Genomic DNA, 17,282 nt, shown 5'->3' with positions numbered 1-17,282 from the left:
TCAATGGAGATATTCTAGTCTGTTCGTCCTTCCAAACCTGCAAGCTCACCTTCTGAAGCTCCAGGAGCCTTCATCTCAAATATCTTTTCTACGACCGTATAATCATAGTATCCAAGACGCGCTAAGGGCTTGATCGCTTCAATATCGATCTTACCATTGTCCATAATGAACTCATCTTTAATATGGACATGCGCCACACGACCGATAATAATATCGAATGTTGAAACGGCGTCCCCTGTTGGAATACGGATAGACTGCACATATTCAATCTCAAAGTTGATGGGTGATTCGGCCACTCGCGGCGCAGGTGCCTCAATGCAATCAGCCTTGGTAACACCAGCAAATTCAAACTCATCTTCGCCATAAGGCAGCGCTTTGGCAGATTTGTTGACCGCTTCACGTAAGTCATAAGTAGCCATATTCCAGACAAACCACCCGGTTTGTTCAAGATTACGTACCGTATCCTTGCGGCTTTGACCGTCATCTACGTTGGACTGGTTGGCGACAAACATCACCATCGGTGGATCCCAAGTTAAGTTTTGGTATTGGCTATAAGGAGCAAGGTTGGGCTTGCCATCTTTAGATATCGTCGAGATCCAGCCGATAGGACGAGGGACGGTGCTGCTTTTGAACGGATCAAAGGGCAGACCATGGCTACGCGCGCCATCTTTTTTGGGAGAATAATGCATAAACTATCCTTATTAATGCGTTATTGAAGTTAAAAACACGCTTTACTATACAACTACCCTTAATTTAAAGGTTTTTAAATAAATTAAGTCTCACAAGCCGTACTAGCCGCTTGCGCTTTTTGGTAGGTTCCTTGAGCATCTAGGCCAGCTGCCTCAACATCGTTTAGATATTTTTGTGTCGCCTCTTTCAATACTGGACCCCAATTTGGATCATTCAAAGGATCAGGAATATCTATCATTACATCGCCTTTGGCTTTTGACTCAGCGCGAAATTTGCTGTCCTCTTTGTCGAACATCTCACCTGCAGCCATCGCCATAGAAACTCCTGAGTTATCATCAATGACTTTTTTAAGATCATCAGGCAGGCTGTTGTATTTATCTTTGTTCATAGCCATTAGCAAAGCGGAGCTATAGATAGGCATATTGGTGTGGTTGTTGACAATCTCAGTCAACCTAAATGAACCGGCAGGGCTCCAAGGTAGGCTCATGCCATCGATAACACCGCGCTGGAGCGAGGTATAAAGATCAGAAGCTGGCAAGCCAACTGGAGACGCGCCTGCAATTTCAATAATATTACCCGCAATATCTGAAGGACGGCGGATACGCAGACCCTTCATATCAGCTGGTGTACGAATGGCTGTATCAATGCTATGAATAACGCTAGGACCGGCGCCAATCATAAAGAGCAGTTTAGTATCCTCATACTCGCTTGAGATATCGCCATCATCATAGAGCTTTTGTAGCATACAGCTCATTTGCCCAGCCGTATTAGACAGCCCTGGCAGCTCAGCAACCTGAGTTAGGGGAAAGCGGCCATTGATATAGCCTGGAACCTGAATACCAATATCAACAGTACCCTTGGCAATAGAGTCATAGGTCACGTCAGGTTTGCTAAGCGAAGCAGAAGGGTAGATCTCAACGAGTAGCCTGCCATCTGATTCTTCGGCAATTTTTTGGGCCCAAGGTTCTACGACCTCAGTATGCATAGCCGCCGTGCTTGGCCAAAAATGTGACAGACGTAAAGTAGTTACCTCTTGAGAGCTAGTAGCTGTAGTGTCTGCTGTACTTGTAGCTTCTGTAGCGCTTTGCTGCGAGCAGCCCGTGATGCCCATCAAAGCAGCTAGCGTTATACCTGCAGTAAGCTTGCGTTTTGTTACAGTCGTCATAATTATGAATTCCTTTTCCATAGTAGATAATGAGGCTAATACTTAGTACTTAGGGGTACTAAAAGGTAAAAATATACTCCAAATCAAAAATCAGAAAAGGGCTGCTATATCTACTGACAAGCTTTGATAACCAGCCCTAATAAAAAATACTTTAAATTAAGACTGACAAAACTCACTGGCTGCTTGCGCTTTTTGATAGACCTCTTGAGCAGGTAGTCCCGTTGCTTCAACATCGTCTAAATACTTTTGGGTCGCTTGTGTAAGTATGGGTCCCCATGCTGGATCGTTTAAAGGATCGGGTATATCTACCATGATGTCGCCTTTGGCTGCCGCTTGATCGTGAAACTTATCGTCTTCACGGTTAAACATCTCGCCCACTGCGGTAGACATCACGGTTCCTGAATTATCATCGATTACTTTTTTAAGATCATCAGGCAGGCTATTGTATTTGTCTTTATTCATAGTCATCAGCAAAGCCGAGCTATAAATAGGGATGTTGGTATGGGTGTTAGAGATCTCGGTGAGTTTGAAATCGCCAGTAGGACTCCATGGTAGGCTAGTACCGTCAATGACGCCGCGCTGTAAAGAGGTGTATAGATCCGAGACCGGTAAACCGACAGGCGATCCCCCTGACATCTCGATAACATCACCTGCGATCGTTGAAGGCCGGCGGATACGCAAACCTCTTAAATCATCTGGCGTGCGAATAGGGTTATCAACAGTATGAATAACACTAGGACCGGCCCCAATCATAAACAACGGTTTAGTATCTTCAAACTCATTAGAGATATCGCCGTCGTCATAAAGCTTTTGTAGCATACAGCTCATTTGGGTACCCGAATTGGCAAGGCCTGGCAGCTCAGCAATCTGGGTGAGCTGGAAACGACCATTGATATAGCCTAAAACCTGAGCGCCAATATCAACAGTACCATTTACTACAGAATCATAAGTGGTGTCAGGCTTACTAAGAGTAGCAGAAGGAAAGAGCTCAATAACCAGTCTGCCATTAGAGTCTTCTTCTATTTGTTTGGCCCATGGCTCCAAAACTTCCGTCTGCATAGCCGCCGTGCTTGGCCAAAAATGTGAAAGACGTAAGGTAGTCACGTCTTGGGAGCTTGCAGTTGAATTATCTGCGTTTGTACTTGTTGTCTCGCTTTGCTGACTACAGCCAGTAAAGCTAATTAAGGCCGCTAGAGCAATCCCTGCGTTCAACTTTAATTTCATCATCAATTCCTTTTCGATGGTGGTTAATGGTACTAATACAAAATATATTAGCGATACAACTACAGTGATTAAAACGCCACTACCTACAGTAACGTTTTAAATTACAACAGCGTTTCAAATATTCGCTCAACATGCTCGTCAGTCTGCTCAGTTTCGATCATCGACATCCCTAAGATGGTGTAATAAAACCTCGCAGCCATCAGCTCAGCTTGCGGTTTATCGTATTCTAAAGCTTCGTAAATCTCAGCAATAAAAGTAAGACGGTAGTTATCAACATCATTTAAGCTTTTTTTCACAATACTGTTATTCTGTGACCAATTACGTATTGCCAGCTCCAATGCAGCGCCATCGATGCGTCCTGTCTGCCGATGGGGCAGTAAAAACAATTCCTTTAAACGTCCTTTTGGCGTTAAATTAGCACTATTGATACGATTAATAATGGCACTGGTAGAGCGGGCACGCCATCTGGTTAATAATTGTCTAAACAGATCGTTGCGATCGCTAAAATGCCAATAAAAGCTGCCTTTGGTCACCTTTAGTTTCTTCGCTAACACTTCAACCTTTATTGCAGATATACCGTGTTTAGCTAGCTCAGACTCTGCTATTTGTAGCCAGTCTTCAGCTGTCAAACTACTTGATTGTGAAGGTTTTTTGCTAGTCAAGCTCACTCAATACCCTCCCAAAGTTGTAGATTATATGGTCAACAAACATAGTGAATTTGAATACTGTGACTAGAGTTTAGCACAAAAAAAAATAAAAACATACGGTGGCGTATTGACACGATGAATTAATTACATTACTGTAAATAAGAAGGAAAACAACTATTTAAGAGAACTAGATATCAAGGAAGATCAAATATGCAAGTCACTGACTCTGGCAAAGGTAAAACAATTGAAGCGTTTGGACTGCAAACTAACTATTTAGAAATGGGCGCAGGCGAGCCTTTATTATTGCTTCATGGTTCTGGGCCTGGCGTTTCTGCTTATACCAATTGGCGCAAAATCATTCCTGAGTTGGCCAAACACTTTCGCGTCATCGCGCCAGATTTGGCAGGTTTCGGTCATACCGAAAGAGATCCAAATTTTTCTTATGACATCAAACACTGGGGTAAGCACTTACTTGGGTTTTTAGATGCGCTTGAGATCGATAAAACCAATGTCATTGGTAACTCCTTTGGTGGCTCGTTGACCCTAGCCACAGCTGCACGCTTTCCTGAACGCTTCTCCAAGCTCTGTTTGATGGGCACCCCTTGTGACAAATTTTATATGACTCCGGGCCTGCGTTCTGGCTGGGACTATACGCCATCACGTGAAAACATGCGTAAAGCGATGTCACACTTCCCTTATCATCCAGAGACCATCACCGATGATTTGGTGGAGGAGCGTTATCAAACCAGCCTTATTCCGGGTGCTCAAGAAGGTCTGCGTAAGCTGCTCATAGAGCCAAATGAGGAAGGTGAGACCGAGCTTTCGGGGATGCCTGAACATGTGGTCGCCAAAATTGAGCACCCGGCTATCGTTATTCATGGCCGCGAAGACAAAGTAGTGCCAACAGAGATGGGCTTTAAGCTGGGTCGTTCTATGCCGAATGCGGACTTACATGTATTAGCCAACTGCGGACATTGGGTGATGGCTGAGAGACCTAAAGAATTCTTACAACTGGTTATAAATCATTTTTCAGCAGAATAATAAGGTAGAAAAGTTATGTTTCATGTCGGTAAATTAGATGATTTAGAGATCGGTGAAGCGATCAAATTGGACCAGTTTGCAGCGCCTATTGCAGTCATTCGCGGCGAAAGCGGTGAGGTATATGCTATCGATGATACGTGTACGCATGCTCAAGCCTCATTTTGCGATGGTTTTGTAGAAGGGGACACGGTTGAGTGTCCGCTGCATATGTCGGTGTTTTGCCTAAAAACAGGAGTGCCTGAGAACCCGCCTGCGATGGAAGCGGTTAATACTTATGCAGTCGAGATCAAAGATGGCGAGATATACATTGAGGTTCCTCAATGAATGAGGTTGAGTCGGTCATCGTCATAGGTGCTAGTGCAGCTGGGATAAACTGTGTTCGGCAACTACGAAATGGTGGCTTTTTGGGTGACATTACGCTGATTGATAAAGACAAAAATGGTGCTTATGAAAGGCCGCCATTGTCTAAACAAATTCTGATGAATGCAGAGACTACTAGTAAAGACGTCGCTTTAATAAAAGATGACGAATTAGTGGCGTTTAATATCAACACTCAATTTGGCGCGTGTGTTGATCAAGTAGATCCTGTATCACGTAAAGTCACTCTTGAATCAGGCGAAGAGTTAAGCGCTGATGTCATAGTATTAGCAACAGGCGGGGAAGCCAGACGTTTACCTATAGAAGGTGCTAATTTATCGCAAGTATTGGTGCTACGCAACTATGAAGATGCTCATAATTTGCGTCAAAGAATAAAACCCAATGCTCGCGTCGCAGTTATTGGCGGCGGCTTTATCGGAGCTGAAACTACGGCTTCTTTATCTCAGTCTGGTGCTTTAGTGCATTGGTTAGATGCGGTTGAACTGCCTATGGCGCATCTATTACCTGAGGCGCTTTGCGAGAAAATCGTAGAAAATCATTGCGGACAAGGGGTAGAGCTGGTTACTAACTGCCGCATCAATAAGTTTATAGAGCAGACAGATGGTCAGGTGTCTATCTTGTTTGACGATGGCACCGCAATTGATGTCGATGCTGTAGTCATGGGCGTAGGTATGATTCCAGAAACGCCTTATTTTTCTGATGCGATCAAATCGCAGATTTTGAATAAAACGACGGGCGGCATTCAGGTCGATGAAAACCAAGCTACCATGTTTCCGGGCATTTATGCCGCTGGCGATGTGGCGGCAGTGACTCAACCTGATGGCTCCACTATACGCCACGAGCACTGGCAATCAGCACAGTATCAAGGCGAGCGTACTGCGGCATCGATTCTAAACGAAGCGCTTCCACCAGAGCCCGTTGATTGGTTTTGGTCAGATCAAGGCGACTTACATATAGAGATGGCCGGTAAGATTTTGCCTACTAAAGAGCATTTAGTCGTCAGAGACGAGGGCGATTGGCCTGTGTACTTTAGTGTTGTCGATAATCGTGTTATTGGGGCGGTAAGTGTCAATAATCCCAATGCGGTGCGTGCGGCGATGCGCATGATTAAGAACGATGTACATATCGAGCCTTCACAGTTGGTTGATATAGAGGTACCACTGCGTAAGCTGATGCGCGGTTAAGATAAAGCGTAAACGATCCAGTATTTAAACGATAAAGCAGTTAAAAAGGAACTTTAACATGTCAGAAATTAAAGCTTTGGGCTATCTTGGATTTTCTATCTCCGACCCAAAAGGCTGGCGCGATTACGCTGAAAACATACTTGGCGTCAGTATCACAGATGATGATAACGGCGATATGTTAATCCGTATCGACTCTTATGCTTGGCGTATTCGTTTAACAAACGCTGAGCATGATAATCTTGATTATGTGGGCTGGGAGGTCAGCGATCAGCGCGACCTAGAGAGCTTAAAAGCGCGTTTGACTGCTGAAGGCGTTGATTTCGAGGTAGGTTCAGAGGAGCTAGCCAAAGCGCGACAAGTCAAAGAGCTCATTGTTTTTAGTGATCCTGACGGCACGCGCTGCGAAGCTTTTTATGGCCCATTGCAAATGACCAATAAACCTTTTGTCAGTCCCAGAGGCTTTCGCTTTGTCACCGGTGAGCAAGGCCTTGGTCATATCGTGCTCATTAGTAAAGATCACGCCGCCCAAGAAGCTTTTTATACCCAGCTTTTAGGGTTTAAAGTCTCAGATTACATCAATACCGAGGTCATTCCTGGTAAACCTTTGAACATCTCTTTTTTACGCTGTAACGGTCGCCATCACTCTTTGGCACTGGCACCAGTGCCCATTCCTGCAAAGATCGCGCACATTATGCTGCAAGTCGATGATATCGATGACGTTGGCCGAGCTATGGACGCCGCTGAAAAAGCGGGCGCGCATTTCTCATTTACCCTAGGTCGCCACTCCAATGACGAGATGTTGTCCTTTTATACTATGAGTCCTTCTGGTTTCGATGTCGAATTCGGCTGGGGTGCTATAGAGGTGGATGATGATAGTTGGCACGTCAAAGTTCATCACGTCAATTCCGCTTGGGGACATAAATTCCAACGTCCTCCGCGCAAATAACATTCATAACTTGCAGTTATAAGTGCTGTAGACACGAAAATTATAAATATGAAAACAGTTAACACGAGAATTATAAATTATGAGCAATAAGCATAGCCTAGCAAACCTAGCCCCCTCACTTTTTGATGCTTATAAAAAAGGAGCAGTCGCGCCGCTGCGTCATCAAGTGGACGTTAAAGATATTGCCTTGGCTTACCAAATCCAGCAAGAGAATCACCGCCGCTGGAGCGAGCAAGGCAGGGTCACTATTGGCCGCAAAATCGGTCTGACTTCAACTGCGGTACAAGCACAGCTGGGCGTTGATCAACCCGATTACGGAATGGTCTATGCCGATACTTGCTATTGTTCAGGGGCACAGATACCTGCAAGTCAGTTTTTGCAGCCCAAAATAGAAGCTGAGATTGCCTTTGTGCTCAAATCTGACTTGGACGCTGATAATCTCACTATTATCGATGTCATCAATGCTGTTGATTACGCTGTTGCTGCTTTGGAGATTGTCGATAGCCGCGTTGAGAATTGGGACATCAGCTTATTTGATACTATCGCTGATAACGCCTCTTATGGCGGGATTATTATGGGAACCACGCCGGTACCCTTAAGCCAATTAGATTTAGAAAATTGCCAAATGCAGCTGTCAAAAGGCGATGAAGTAGTCTCAGAAGGCGAAGGCCGCGCCTGTCTAGGCAATCCTTTGTTAGCCACGCTATGGCTCGCTAATATGATGATCGAAAATGGTCAACCACTTAGAGCAGGCGATGTGGTGCTATCAGGCGCTTTGGGGCCTATGATAGCTGTGGAATCAAATGATACCTTTAGCGCTACTATAGATGGTCTTAATAGTGTTTCAGTGAGTTTTACCGAATAGTTAAGTGCATAGGAAGTCCATTAATCGAAAAGGATGTCAATAATATGTCAGATAAAACGAAAGTCGCGATCATAGGTTCAGGCAATATTGGAACCGATTTGATGATCAAAATTCTCAAGACCTCTCAAGATTTAGAAATAGTCGCTATGGTGGGTGTTGATCCTGAGTCTGATGGATTAGCTCGTGCCAAAAGCATGGGAGTAGGGACTACTCACGAAGGTATTGATGGTCTAACGGCAATGCCTGAATGGCAAGATATCGATATCGTTTTTGATGCCACCTCTGCCTCGGCTCACGCCAAACATGCAAAGATCTGCAATGAAGCGGGTAAGATTATCGTTGATTTGACGCCAGCAGCTGTGGGCCCCTTTATCGTGCCTGCGGTTAATGGCGACTCTAATATTACCAAGCTTAATGTCAATATGGTCACTTGCGGTGGTCAAGCTACTATTCCTATGGTTCACGCCGTATCACGAATAGCGCCTGTCCACTACGCCGAAATCGTAGCTTCTATTTCTTCAAAATCAGCTGGACCCGGTACTAGGGCCAATATTGATGAATTTACCGAGACTACCTCCAAAGCGATTGAAGAGGTGGGCGGCGCAAAAAAAGGCAAAGCCATCATCGTGCTCAATCCTGCTGAACCACCGATGATTATGCGCGATACCGTACTGACCTTTTCTGAAGACGCTAAGGAAGACGATATCAGAGCTAGTGTCGCTGAGATGATAAAAGAAGTACAAAGCTATGTACCTGGCTATCGCTTAAAGCAAGAGGTGCAGTTTGAGCGCTATACCGAGCAAAACCCTTTACATATACCAGATATCGGTACGCTAACGGGACTAAAAACATCCATATTTCTTGAGGTAGAAGGCGCCGCTCATTATCTACCTTCTTATGCAGGCAATCTAGATATTATGACCTCAGCTGCCCTGAAAACAGCTGAAAAGATTGCGCTAGCCAGACAAGTACAAGATGGAGAAAAATCATGAATAATCATATAAGTGATAAAAAGTTATATATCCAAGATGTGACCCTGCGTGATGGCATGCATGCTATCCGTCATCAGTACGGTATCGATCATGTACGTGATATTGCTAAAGCGCTAGAAGATGCTGGCGTTGACGCTATTGAAGTTGCCCATGGCGATGGCCTGAGCGGTAGTAGTTTTAATTACGGTTTTGGCGCGCACACTGATTGGGAGTGGTTAGAGGCGGTCGCTGACGTATTGGATAAAGCGGTATTAACGACGCTTTTACTGCCCGGTATTGGCTCGGTAAAAGATCTAAAAAGAGCTTATGATCTTGGCGTGCGCTCAGTGCGAGTAGCGACCCATTGTACTGAAGCTGACGTCTCAAAGCAGCATATCGAAACCGCCAAAGAGATGGGCATGGATACCATTGGCTTTTTAATGATGTCGCACATGTCAGCGCCTGACAAACTTGCTGAGCAAGCTAAGCTTATGGAATCTTATGGTGCTGGCTGCGTTTACGTAGTAGACAGCGGCGGCGCTATGAACATGAACGATATTGCCGATCGGGTCAAAGCGCTACGTGACAATTTAGACAGCAGTACTGAGCTTGGGATCCATGCTCACCACAACTTAAGTTTAGGCGTTGCCAATAGTATTGTGGCGGTTGAAAACGGGGTAACTCGGGTAGATGCGTCATTAACTGGTATGGGTGCAGGCGCAGGTAATGCGCCACTAGAGGTCTTTATTGCTGCTATCAATCGTTTAGGATGGCAGCATGGTTGTGACCTCTACAAACTCATGGATGCCGCTGAAAGCCTAGTCAGACCACTACAAGATCGTCCCGTTCGTGTGGATCGAGAAACGTTAACGTTGGGTTATGCTGGTGTCTATTCTAGCTTTTTGCGCCATGCTGAAAAAGTAGCTGAGCAGTACGATATCGATGTCAGAGAGATATTAGTTGAAGTTGGCAGACGTAAGCTTATAGGCGGTCAAGAAGATATGATTGTCGATGTAGCTTTAGATTTAATCAATGCACAAAAGGGTTAACAATCATGGCCAATAGAGAAATCGTATCCTCACTATATGACAAGATGAAATTGCCCGTTATCGTTGCGCCCATGTTCTTGATATCAGGTCCTGATTTGACTATTGCTGCTGCTAAAGCGGGAATTATAGGCTGTTTCCCTGCTCCCAATGCTCGGACGATTACTGATCTAGAAAATTGGCTCGATAAGATCGAAGCCGAGCTTAAAGGTACAGACTATGAAGGCATGTGGGCGATGAATATGATCGTCCATAAAAGCTATGATCGCTTTGAAGACGAATTACAGTTAGTTGAGCGTTATAAGCCCAAATTCGTTGTCACCGCGCTTGGCAGTCCCAAACGTGTCCTTGATAGGGTACATGCCTTTGGCGGTAAGGTGTTTGCAGATGTGATCAATGCTGAGCAGGCTAAAAAAGCAGTAGACGCTGGCGTCGATGGACTTATCTTAGTTTGTTCTGGTGCAGGTGGTCATACGGGTCAGTACTCAGCTTTTGCCTTTGTAGAAGAGGTGCGCCGTTTTTATGATGGGCCTATTATCGTTGGCGGCGCTATTCAAAGTGCCAAATCAATTGCTGCTCTGCTGGCTCTCGGAGCCGACTTTGCCTACATGGGTACGCGCTTTATTAGCTGTCCTGAGAGTTTAGTGACCGATGATTACCGCGATATGCTCGTTAACTCATCGATGGCAGATATTGTCACCTCGGATGTGGTCTCAGGCGTCATGGCCAACTGGTTAAAGTCCAGTTTAGAGAAGTCAGGCTTTGATCTAAAGTCATCAAAAGGCAGTACAGAAATTGATTTTTCTGACATACACGGTGAGAGTAAAGCCTGGAAAGATACTTGGGGCGCAGGTCACGGCGTAAGCGCAACTGAATCTATTCAAAGCGTAGCAGAAGTCGTTGATTCATTAGTAGCTCAATTTAAGACGGTAAAGTCAGATCTTAATGCCGAGCTTGCCGAGTGGCCTAAAGCCTAGCAGTAGACAAAGACCAGTAAGGTAGACAATAGATAAAGAAGGTTAGATAAAGGCAGCTTAGTAGTAATTAGGGTAAAAGAAAGAATTTAAAGGATGAAGAGAGATTCAAACGGATCTAAACCATGGAAGGACAGTCGACATGATTGAATTTACGTTCACAACGGACTCAGAGATAAAGCTTGGGCGTCACGATGTTATCGCAGAAGAAAATGCTCGCGGTGAAGTTATATTCCGTAATAAAGAGCCGCTTAATTTAGACGACTATACGATGCTAGATTGTATCGATTACTGGGCACAGCGCGCGCCGAATACAGTCTGTATGCGCGAGAGAGCAGCCGATGGTTGGTTGGAGATATCCTATAAGGAGTTTGCAGCCAAAGTCAAAAATATCGCAACGCATTTAGGATCGCTTGACATCTCAGAAGATAAGCCGCTGATGATAGTAGCACCAAACTCTATCAATCATGCTTTAGTAGCCTTCGCTGCCATGACTATTGGTGTGCCAGTAGCGCCTATCTCTATTGCTTATGCCTTATATGGTGAGACCTTCGGACGTCTTCATAGTGTTATTGATGTTGTAAAACCAGGCGTTATTCATTTTAGTAATACTAACATTTTCAAAGATGCGGCAAAGTCTGTACTTGAAAATTACGACATACCTTGTATTGCCTTTAATTCCGATATGGAAGAGGTGCCAGCTATTCGCAGCCTAGCGCAAATTACTGATGAAGAAGTGACCCAAAAAAGAAGTAGTGTTACTCAAGATACTATAGCTAAAGTCATGATGACCTCAGGCTCTACAGGCAATCCAAAGGGCGTTATCAATACGCATAGAATGATGTATAGCAATCAGTTCGCCCTTTATAAGATGTGGCCTTTTTTAGCAGATATGAAGCCAAGCTTAGTCAGCTGGCTACCTTGGAGCCATACCTTTGGCGGCAACGTCTGCGTCAATATTGCTCTATTTAATGGCGGCACTATTACTATCGATGATGGTAAGCCTGTACCAGGGCATATCGGCCGTACCATTGAAAATATGCTGCTTATTGAACCCAATATTCACTTTAATGTCCCGGCTGGTATTGAAGCTTTATTAGCAGAGTTTGAGGACAATCATCGCCAAGCGCGCAAGTTCTTTTCAGCGGTCAAGGTTATTTTTATTGCCGCCGCCGCGTTACCTGACAAGACTAGGAACAGATTGGCTGAGCTATCAATGGAGCTTGTCGGTACTAGCCCAAAACTGCTGGCAGGTTGGGGCTCTACAGAAACCGCGCCTTTCGCTACTTGTCTGAATTTTGAATCGGACTCAGCGGTGAATATTGGTGTTCCCTTACCAGGGACGGATATCAAATTAACCCCTGTACAAGATAAATTGGGACTCTCAGTACGCGGCCCTAACGTCACTCCAGGATACTGGCGAAACCAAGAAGCCACGACCAAAGCCTTTGATGAAGAGGGGTTTTATTCAATGGGAGACGCTGGACGCTTAATTGATCCAGATGATCCGTCAGCGGGGTTGGTATTTGATGGCAGAACCTCGGAGAACTTCAAGCTAAATTCGGGTACTTGGGTCAACGTCGGTGAGGTCAGAATAGGAGTCATTAGCACCCTAAAACCTTATTTTCTAGATGCGATTGTAACGGGTCATAATCAACCAGAGCTTGGCTTGCTGATTGTGCCAAATATTGAGCGCTTGGCTAGTGAGCACGGTTTGAGTGAGGAGCAGAAAAACGCAAGCGAGCTGCAAAAAGTTGAGAAATTGGTCGATCAAGTAGTCATGCTATTAAACGATTATAACGAGATCAATTTTAGTAACAGTAAAAAAATACGTCGATGTGCATTTTTACCTGAGCCGCCATCCATTGAAAAAAATGAGATCACCGATAAAGGCTATCTAAATCAGCGAGCTTTGCTAGAGAATTGGTCGAAACTTATCGAAGATATGCATAGTAAAGAGATAGGCTCAGACCTCTACTTTCACTACTTTTAAATAATTATTTTTACAATCCAGTAAATCATTTATCGTCAGGAGATAAATATGTCAATAAATATACGATCGCTAGTAGATTATGAAAAGGGCTTAATAGATAGACGCATCTTTTGGGATGACGCTATTTATCAGCAAGAGCTAAAGCAAATATTTGCTCGTTGCTGGCACTTTGTAGCGCATGAGTCGCAAGTCAAAACTTACGGCGAATTTATCACCACTTATATTGGCGAAGATGCGGTGATTGTCGCTAGAGCCAAAGACGGTAGTATCAACGTCATGCTAAACGCTTGTCCGCACCGAGGCAACAAAGTCTGCTTTGCCGGTGAAGGCAAGATTCGCTCATTCGTCTGTAACTATCACGGCTGGGCATTTGGTTTGGATGGCGCACTAAACGGCATGCCAGCCAATGAGCTTTATGATAATACCGAAGGTTTTAGAAAAGAGGACTGGGGACTACATAAAGCGCGCGTAGAAACCTATAAGGGCTTGGTGTTTGCAACTTTCGATGAAGAAGCGCCATCTTTAGGAGATTACTTAGGGGATTTTCGTTGGTATTTAGATGCGATTTTGGATGTAGATGACAAAGGCACTGAGTTTATCCCTGGTACCACGCGCTCATTACTCAAATGCAATTGGAAATATCCTGCGGACAATTTTGTAGGTGATATCTATCATGCTTTATGGACGCACTTAGGCGCAGCAGAGGCGACGCTTAAAGAAGCTGGCGGAATCGTAGTCACTAATGAAAACTCTTATCAAGCTAGTGTCAACGGTCATGGCTGGGAGTTCTCATTAGCCAATAATTTTGGTAATGCAGCGACGATGGGCGACAAAGATATTATCAAATATCTGCGCGCTCGTGAGGCTGAGATTAGCAAACGTCTTGGAGAAGTACGTGCAAAACTGCTAGGTTCTGTAGCCTCAGCCTTGATATTTCCGAACTTCGCATTTTTGCCAGGCTACCTTACCTTTAGAACGTTTTTACCCAAAGGGCCAATGGAGACGGAGCTACATAGCTGGACATTGGTGCCTAGTGAAGCGTCGGATGAGATAAAAGATAAATGGCGATTGGGAGCTATGCGTACCTTTTCTCCTAGTGGCATTTTGGAGATGGATGATGGTGAGAACTGGGAGCAGGCGACCATGAGTAATGCTGGATACGTGACTCGCCATCAAAAACTTTTCTATGGCATGAATCCAACTAAAGGCGAGGCGGTTCCTATTGATTTGCCCGGTACGGTTACCAAAGGTCAGCTTACGGATGCTAATCAGCGTTTATTCTTTAAACGCTATAGCGAGTTTATGGAAGCTGAGAGCTGGGCCAATATTCCACTAGCAGAACAAAAAATGCAACAAGGAGCTCATCATGACAAGGGATGAATTGCTAGCGCTAGAAGCTAAAGGTGAACATGTTGATTTGCAGACCTTTTTTGAGGTACAAAAGGCTATCAATCACGAAGCCTATCTATTAAACCATGAGCTGCTTACTGAATGGGCAGATAATCTAGAAGATGATCTAATCTATTGGGCACCGCTACGTGAGAATATCTTACGTAGAAGCCGCACCCCAGAGATTACCACGGCTAGAGTATCTTTATTTGAAGAAGACAAAGAGTCGATCATGATGCGTCTAAAACGTAATGATAGCGGTATGTGCTGGACAGAAGATCCACCAACTCGCCAAGTGACCGCTATATCAAACTTAGAGGTCTTTCATACCGATAAAGCGGACGAGTTGGAAGTGCATACGGTATTTACGCTATATCGCAGCCGCTTTGAGCGTGATGACTCGACACTGATGGGACGACGTAAAGATGTTTGGCGTAAAGTTGGCGAGGACTACCGATTAGTTGGACGCCTCATCCTTTTGCAACAATCTACGCTTATGACCAAGAATCTAAACGTATTTATGTAGCTTTTTATACTGTGGTTTATGCTGTTTTTATGCAACCTTTTATTCCATCTTAAGGCAAAATTATGCAGATGCTACTTGATAGACGAGTCATTGTTACCGGTGCTGGTAGCGGTATCGGTAAAGCAATAGTGACTAGGTTTTTGGACGAGGGTGCACGCGTCCTTGCCGTCGTCCGTAAGCCTGAACAGATTGAAGAGTTCTTAAGTCATGATAATTTTTGTCACGTGGTAGGCGATGTCAACGACTATGCAACCAACGAGCTGGCAGTAACGACTATAACTGAAAAGTGGAACGGTCTCGATGTTATGATCGCCAATGCTGGGGTGTGGGACTTTTTTAAAAAGCTACAAAAGATGTCCGCTCAAGAATTAGAAGAAGGTTTTGAGCAAATCATGTCAACTAACGTTCGAGCCGTATTAATGGCTGGTCATGCTAGCTATACGGCTCTGCAAGAGTCTCATGGCTGTCTTATAACCACGGGTTCTAACGCTTGTTTTCGACCCGGCGGCGGTGGTCCTTTATATATCGCCTCCAAATATGCGCTGCGCGGGGTAGTGGCTCAACTGGCTTTAGACTTTGCGCCCAACGTTCGTGTTTGCGGTGTCGCGCCCGGAGCCACGGATACGCCTATCAGTGGTACCGATGCGCTAAATCAACGTGGCAAATCAATGAATACTGATCGCGCCCGTTTAGAGTCCATGGGCGATCATATACCTTTAGGACGCGTGTCTACTCCTGAAGAACATACTGACCTTTATGTCACGCTAGCTAGTGCAACAGGAGCGAGATATGTGACAGGAACTATTTTGGTCAGTGATGGCGGCTTGACCGCCGGTCAATAGTATTTATTAAAGAGTTTTTCGAAGTTAGATATGAGTTATTTTAACTTTAGTAGTTACTTATAGCTTAAAGAAAAGTCTATAGTTTCTACGTTTAGTTTCTACGTTTAGTTTTCAAAACATTGACATAATCATTAACCAAGCCATGAAGGAGGAAGGCACAAAAAGAAACTGTATTAGGAGCTGTACTAAAATTGCGCTAAAGAGTAGCGGCAATTGGTTTTAGAAATGGAATTTACTAATACGTCAACAGGGAGTTATAGATCATGTGTAATCTAAAAAAGCTAACCTTAGCGTTAGCAGCGCTAGCACTATGTAGCAACGCACAAGCTATTGAATTAATAAACGACGGCGACACCACGGTAAATTTGGGCGGGTTTGTTAAAGCAGAAGGGGTATTTACCTCTGCTGATGACGACGTCCCTGAGAATAATGTCTCAGATTTTGAAGGCGACGTGCGTGAATCACGCATCAACCTTGAAGCCAAAACCGTAGTCGATGATAGAAACCTAAAAGCGTTTATTGAAACCGACTTTTATGGCGGCGATATTGCCAACGACCAAGCGGAGCTGCGCCTGCGTCATGCCTTTATACAAGTCGATGATGTCACCTTTGGTAAGACGTGGAACGGACAGTTCTTTGCTGTCGCGCCGCTATTAACCGAACAGCTGGACTTTTGGGGCGTCGCCGTCGGTACTGTTGCGGGTAGTGGCCTCAATGTCCGTCCCGATCTAACCGTACACTATGCCAAAAACGGCTTTCGAGTTACCGCGCAGGAGCCTGTCAATGATGACGCCGATCTACCAGACTTAGTGGCAAGCTATACTGCCAATACCTCTGATTTTGGTTATGCTAATGCCCCTGATCTGGACTTTATCGTCGGGGTGATGGGGCGAGATGTGAATAAAAGCGTTGAGGACGATTCAGACTCAAAGATCGGCATAGGCGGCTCATTAGCAACGAGATTAAATCTAGCTGAGAATCGGTGGGGCAAAGGATCGCTACACGCCAGTGTCTATACCGGGGATGGTATGGGGGTTTATTCTGGACTATGTGCCTCAGGCCCGCTAAACCCAGTAGTAGAACAAGGCTGCGATGCTGAGGATGGGGATCTGGTGTCGCAAACCGGCTTTAGTGTGGGCTATCGGCAAGTGTTTTCACCTAAACTGCGCGCTAACCTACGTTATGGTGAGGTCAATGTAGACAATGAGGACGACACGACTTTAGATGTCAAAAGCGTCAACCTGATCTATACTTACTTGCCCGGTCTGGATTTTGGTGTCGAATGGCGCGATCGTAGTCGTACTACGCTGCCTTGGAGACTGGGCGGTCAAGAGGTTGAGGTGATGGCGAGGTATAAGTTTTAATAGTGTATTAAAACTACACTGAGAAATTTTGCTATTC

Annotated in this window: 17 protein-coding genes; 13 read left to right on the top strand and 4 right to left on the bottom strand. The window is 44.9% G+C overall.

Translation table 11 applies throughout. From position 1 onward, the window contains the following. Window positions 1-14 precede the first annotated feature (14 nt). The 4 genes from ACR63N_RS08450 to ACR63N_RS08435 form a co-directional block, all read right to left on the bottom strand. Window positions 15-689, bottom strand: a complete 675-nt coding sequence (locus tag ACR63N_RS08450; protein WP_367109183.1) for a flavin reductase family protein — start codon at window positions 687-689, stop codon at window positions 15-17. Window positions 690-772: 83 nt separating this feature from the next. Then, window positions 773-1,855: a TRAP transporter substrate-binding protein gene (locus tag ACR63N_RS08445; RefSeq protein WP_367104284.1), complete on the bottom strand. Its 1,083-nt coding sequence runs from the start codon at window positions 1,853-1,855 to the stop codon at window positions 773-775. 156 nt (window positions 1,856-2,011) lie between these two features. Then, window positions 2,012-3,079 carry a TRAP transporter substrate-binding protein gene (locus tag ACR63N_RS08440; protein WP_472782728.1) on the bottom strand — a complete coding sequence of 356 codons (1,068 nt, stop codon included), beginning with the start codon at window positions 3,077-3,079 and terminating at the stop codon, window positions 2,012-2,014. Window positions 3,080-3,180: 101 nt separating this feature from the next. Continuing rightward, entirely contained in the window at window positions 3,181-3,747 is a 567-nt protein-coding gene (locus tag ACR63N_RS08435; protein WP_367107448.1) for a TetR/AcrR family transcriptional regulator, read from the bottom strand. A gap of 189 nt (window positions 3,748-3,936) precedes the next feature. Here ACR63N_RS08435 and ACR63N_RS08430 point away from each other — a divergent pair, with 189 nt between their 5' ends. From ACR63N_RS08430 to ACR63N_RS08370, 13 genes are all read left to right on the top strand, one after another. Then, window positions 3,937-4,767 carry an alpha/beta fold hydrolase gene (locus ACR63N_RS08430; RefSeq protein WP_367104287.1) on the top strand — a complete coding sequence of 277 codons (831 nt, stop codon included), beginning with the start codon at window positions 3,937-3,939 and terminating at the stop codon, window positions 4,765-4,767. Between the two features lie 15 nt (window positions 4,768-4,782). Then, window positions 4,783-5,091 (top strand): bifunctional 3-phenylpropionate/cinnamic acid dioxygenase ferredoxin subunit, encoded by a 309-nt coding sequence (locus ACR63N_RS08425; RefSeq protein WP_367104288.1) that lies wholly within the window; start codon window positions 4,783-4,785, stop codon window positions 5,089-5,091. Further along, window positions 5,088-6,329, top strand: coding sequence for an NAD(P)/FAD-dependent oxidoreductase (locus tag ACR63N_RS08420; protein ID WP_367107447.1), 1,242 nt, complete (start codon window positions 5,088-5,090; stop codon window positions 6,327-6,329). Before ACR63N_RS08425 ends, ACR63N_RS08420 begins: the two co-directional genes overlap by 4 nt. Window positions 6,330-6,387: 58 nt before the next feature. Continuing rightward, window positions 6,388-7,275 carry a VOC family protein gene (locus tag ACR63N_RS08415; RefSeq protein ID WP_367104290.1) on the top strand — a complete coding sequence of 296 codons (888 nt, stop codon included), beginning with the start codon at window positions 6,388-6,390 and terminating at the stop codon, window positions 7,273-7,275. Window positions 7,276-7,354: 79 nt separating this feature from the next. Further along, window positions 7,355-8,140 carry a 2-keto-4-pentenoate hydratase gene (locus ACR63N_RS08410; RefSeq protein ID WP_367107446.1) on the top strand — a complete coding sequence of 262 codons (786 nt, stop codon included), beginning with the start codon at window positions 7,355-7,357 and terminating at the stop codon, window positions 8,138-8,140. A gap of 44 nt (window positions 8,141-8,184) precedes the next feature. Continuing rightward, window positions 8,185-9,132, top strand: coding sequence for an acetaldehyde dehydrogenase (acetylating) (locus tag ACR63N_RS08405; RefSeq protein WP_367107445.1), 948 nt, complete (start codon window positions 8,185-8,187; stop codon window positions 9,130-9,132). Further along, window positions 9,129-10,160 carry a 4-hydroxy-2-oxovalerate aldolase gene (dmpG, locus tag ACR63N_RS08400; protein ID WP_367107444.1) on the top strand — a complete coding sequence of 344 codons (1,032 nt, stop codon included), beginning with the start codon at window positions 9,129-9,131 and terminating at the stop codon, window positions 10,158-10,160. Before ACR63N_RS08405 ends, dmpG begins: the two co-directional genes overlap by 4 nt. A gap of 5 nt (window positions 10,161-10,165) precedes the next feature. Beyond that, a complete protein-coding gene (locus tag ACR63N_RS08395; protein ID WP_367104294.1) occupies window positions 10,166-11,134 on the top strand; it encodes an NAD(P)H-dependent flavin oxidoreductase in 969 nt (322 codons plus the stop codon). Between the two features lie 139 nt (window positions 11,135-11,273). After that, window positions 11,274-13,124: an AMP-binding protein gene (locus tag ACR63N_RS08390; protein WP_472781844.1), complete on the top strand. Its 1,851-nt coding sequence runs from the start codon at window positions 11,274-11,276 to the stop codon at window positions 13,122-13,124. 48 nt (window positions 13,125-13,172) lie between these two features. Next, window positions 13,173-14,504, top strand: coding sequence for an aromatic ring-hydroxylating oxygenase subunit alpha (locus ACR63N_RS08385; RefSeq protein WP_367104296.1), 1,332 nt, complete (start codon window positions 13,173-13,175; stop codon window positions 14,502-14,504). Further along, window positions 14,491-15,039 carry a 3-phenylpropionate/cinnamic acid dioxygenase subunit beta gene (locus ACR63N_RS08380; protein WP_367107442.1) on the top strand — a complete coding sequence of 183 codons (549 nt, stop codon included), beginning with the start codon at window positions 14,491-14,493 and terminating at the stop codon, window positions 15,037-15,039. Before ACR63N_RS08385 ends, ACR63N_RS08380 begins: the two co-directional genes overlap by 14 nt. 62 nt (window positions 15,040-15,101) lie before the next feature. Further along, entirely contained in the window at window positions 15,102-15,881 is a 780-nt protein-coding gene (locus tag ACR63N_RS08375; protein ID WP_367104298.1) for an SDR family NAD(P)-dependent oxidoreductase, read from the top strand. A 263-nt stretch (window positions 15,882-16,144) separates the two neighbouring features. Then, complete coding sequence (locus tag ACR63N_RS08370; RefSeq protein ID WP_472781843.1) at window positions 16,145-17,245, top strand: hypothetical protein; 1,101 nt, start codon at window positions 16,145-16,147, stop codon at window positions 17,243-17,245. The last annotated feature ends 37 nt before the right edge of the window (window positions 17,246-17,282 follow it).

The sequence above is a fragment of the Psychrobacter sp. M4 genome, from assembly GCF_055699795.1.
The sequence above is the reverse complement of the archived record's forward strand: the minus strand, read 5'-3'. Positions and strand labels throughout refer to the sequence as shown.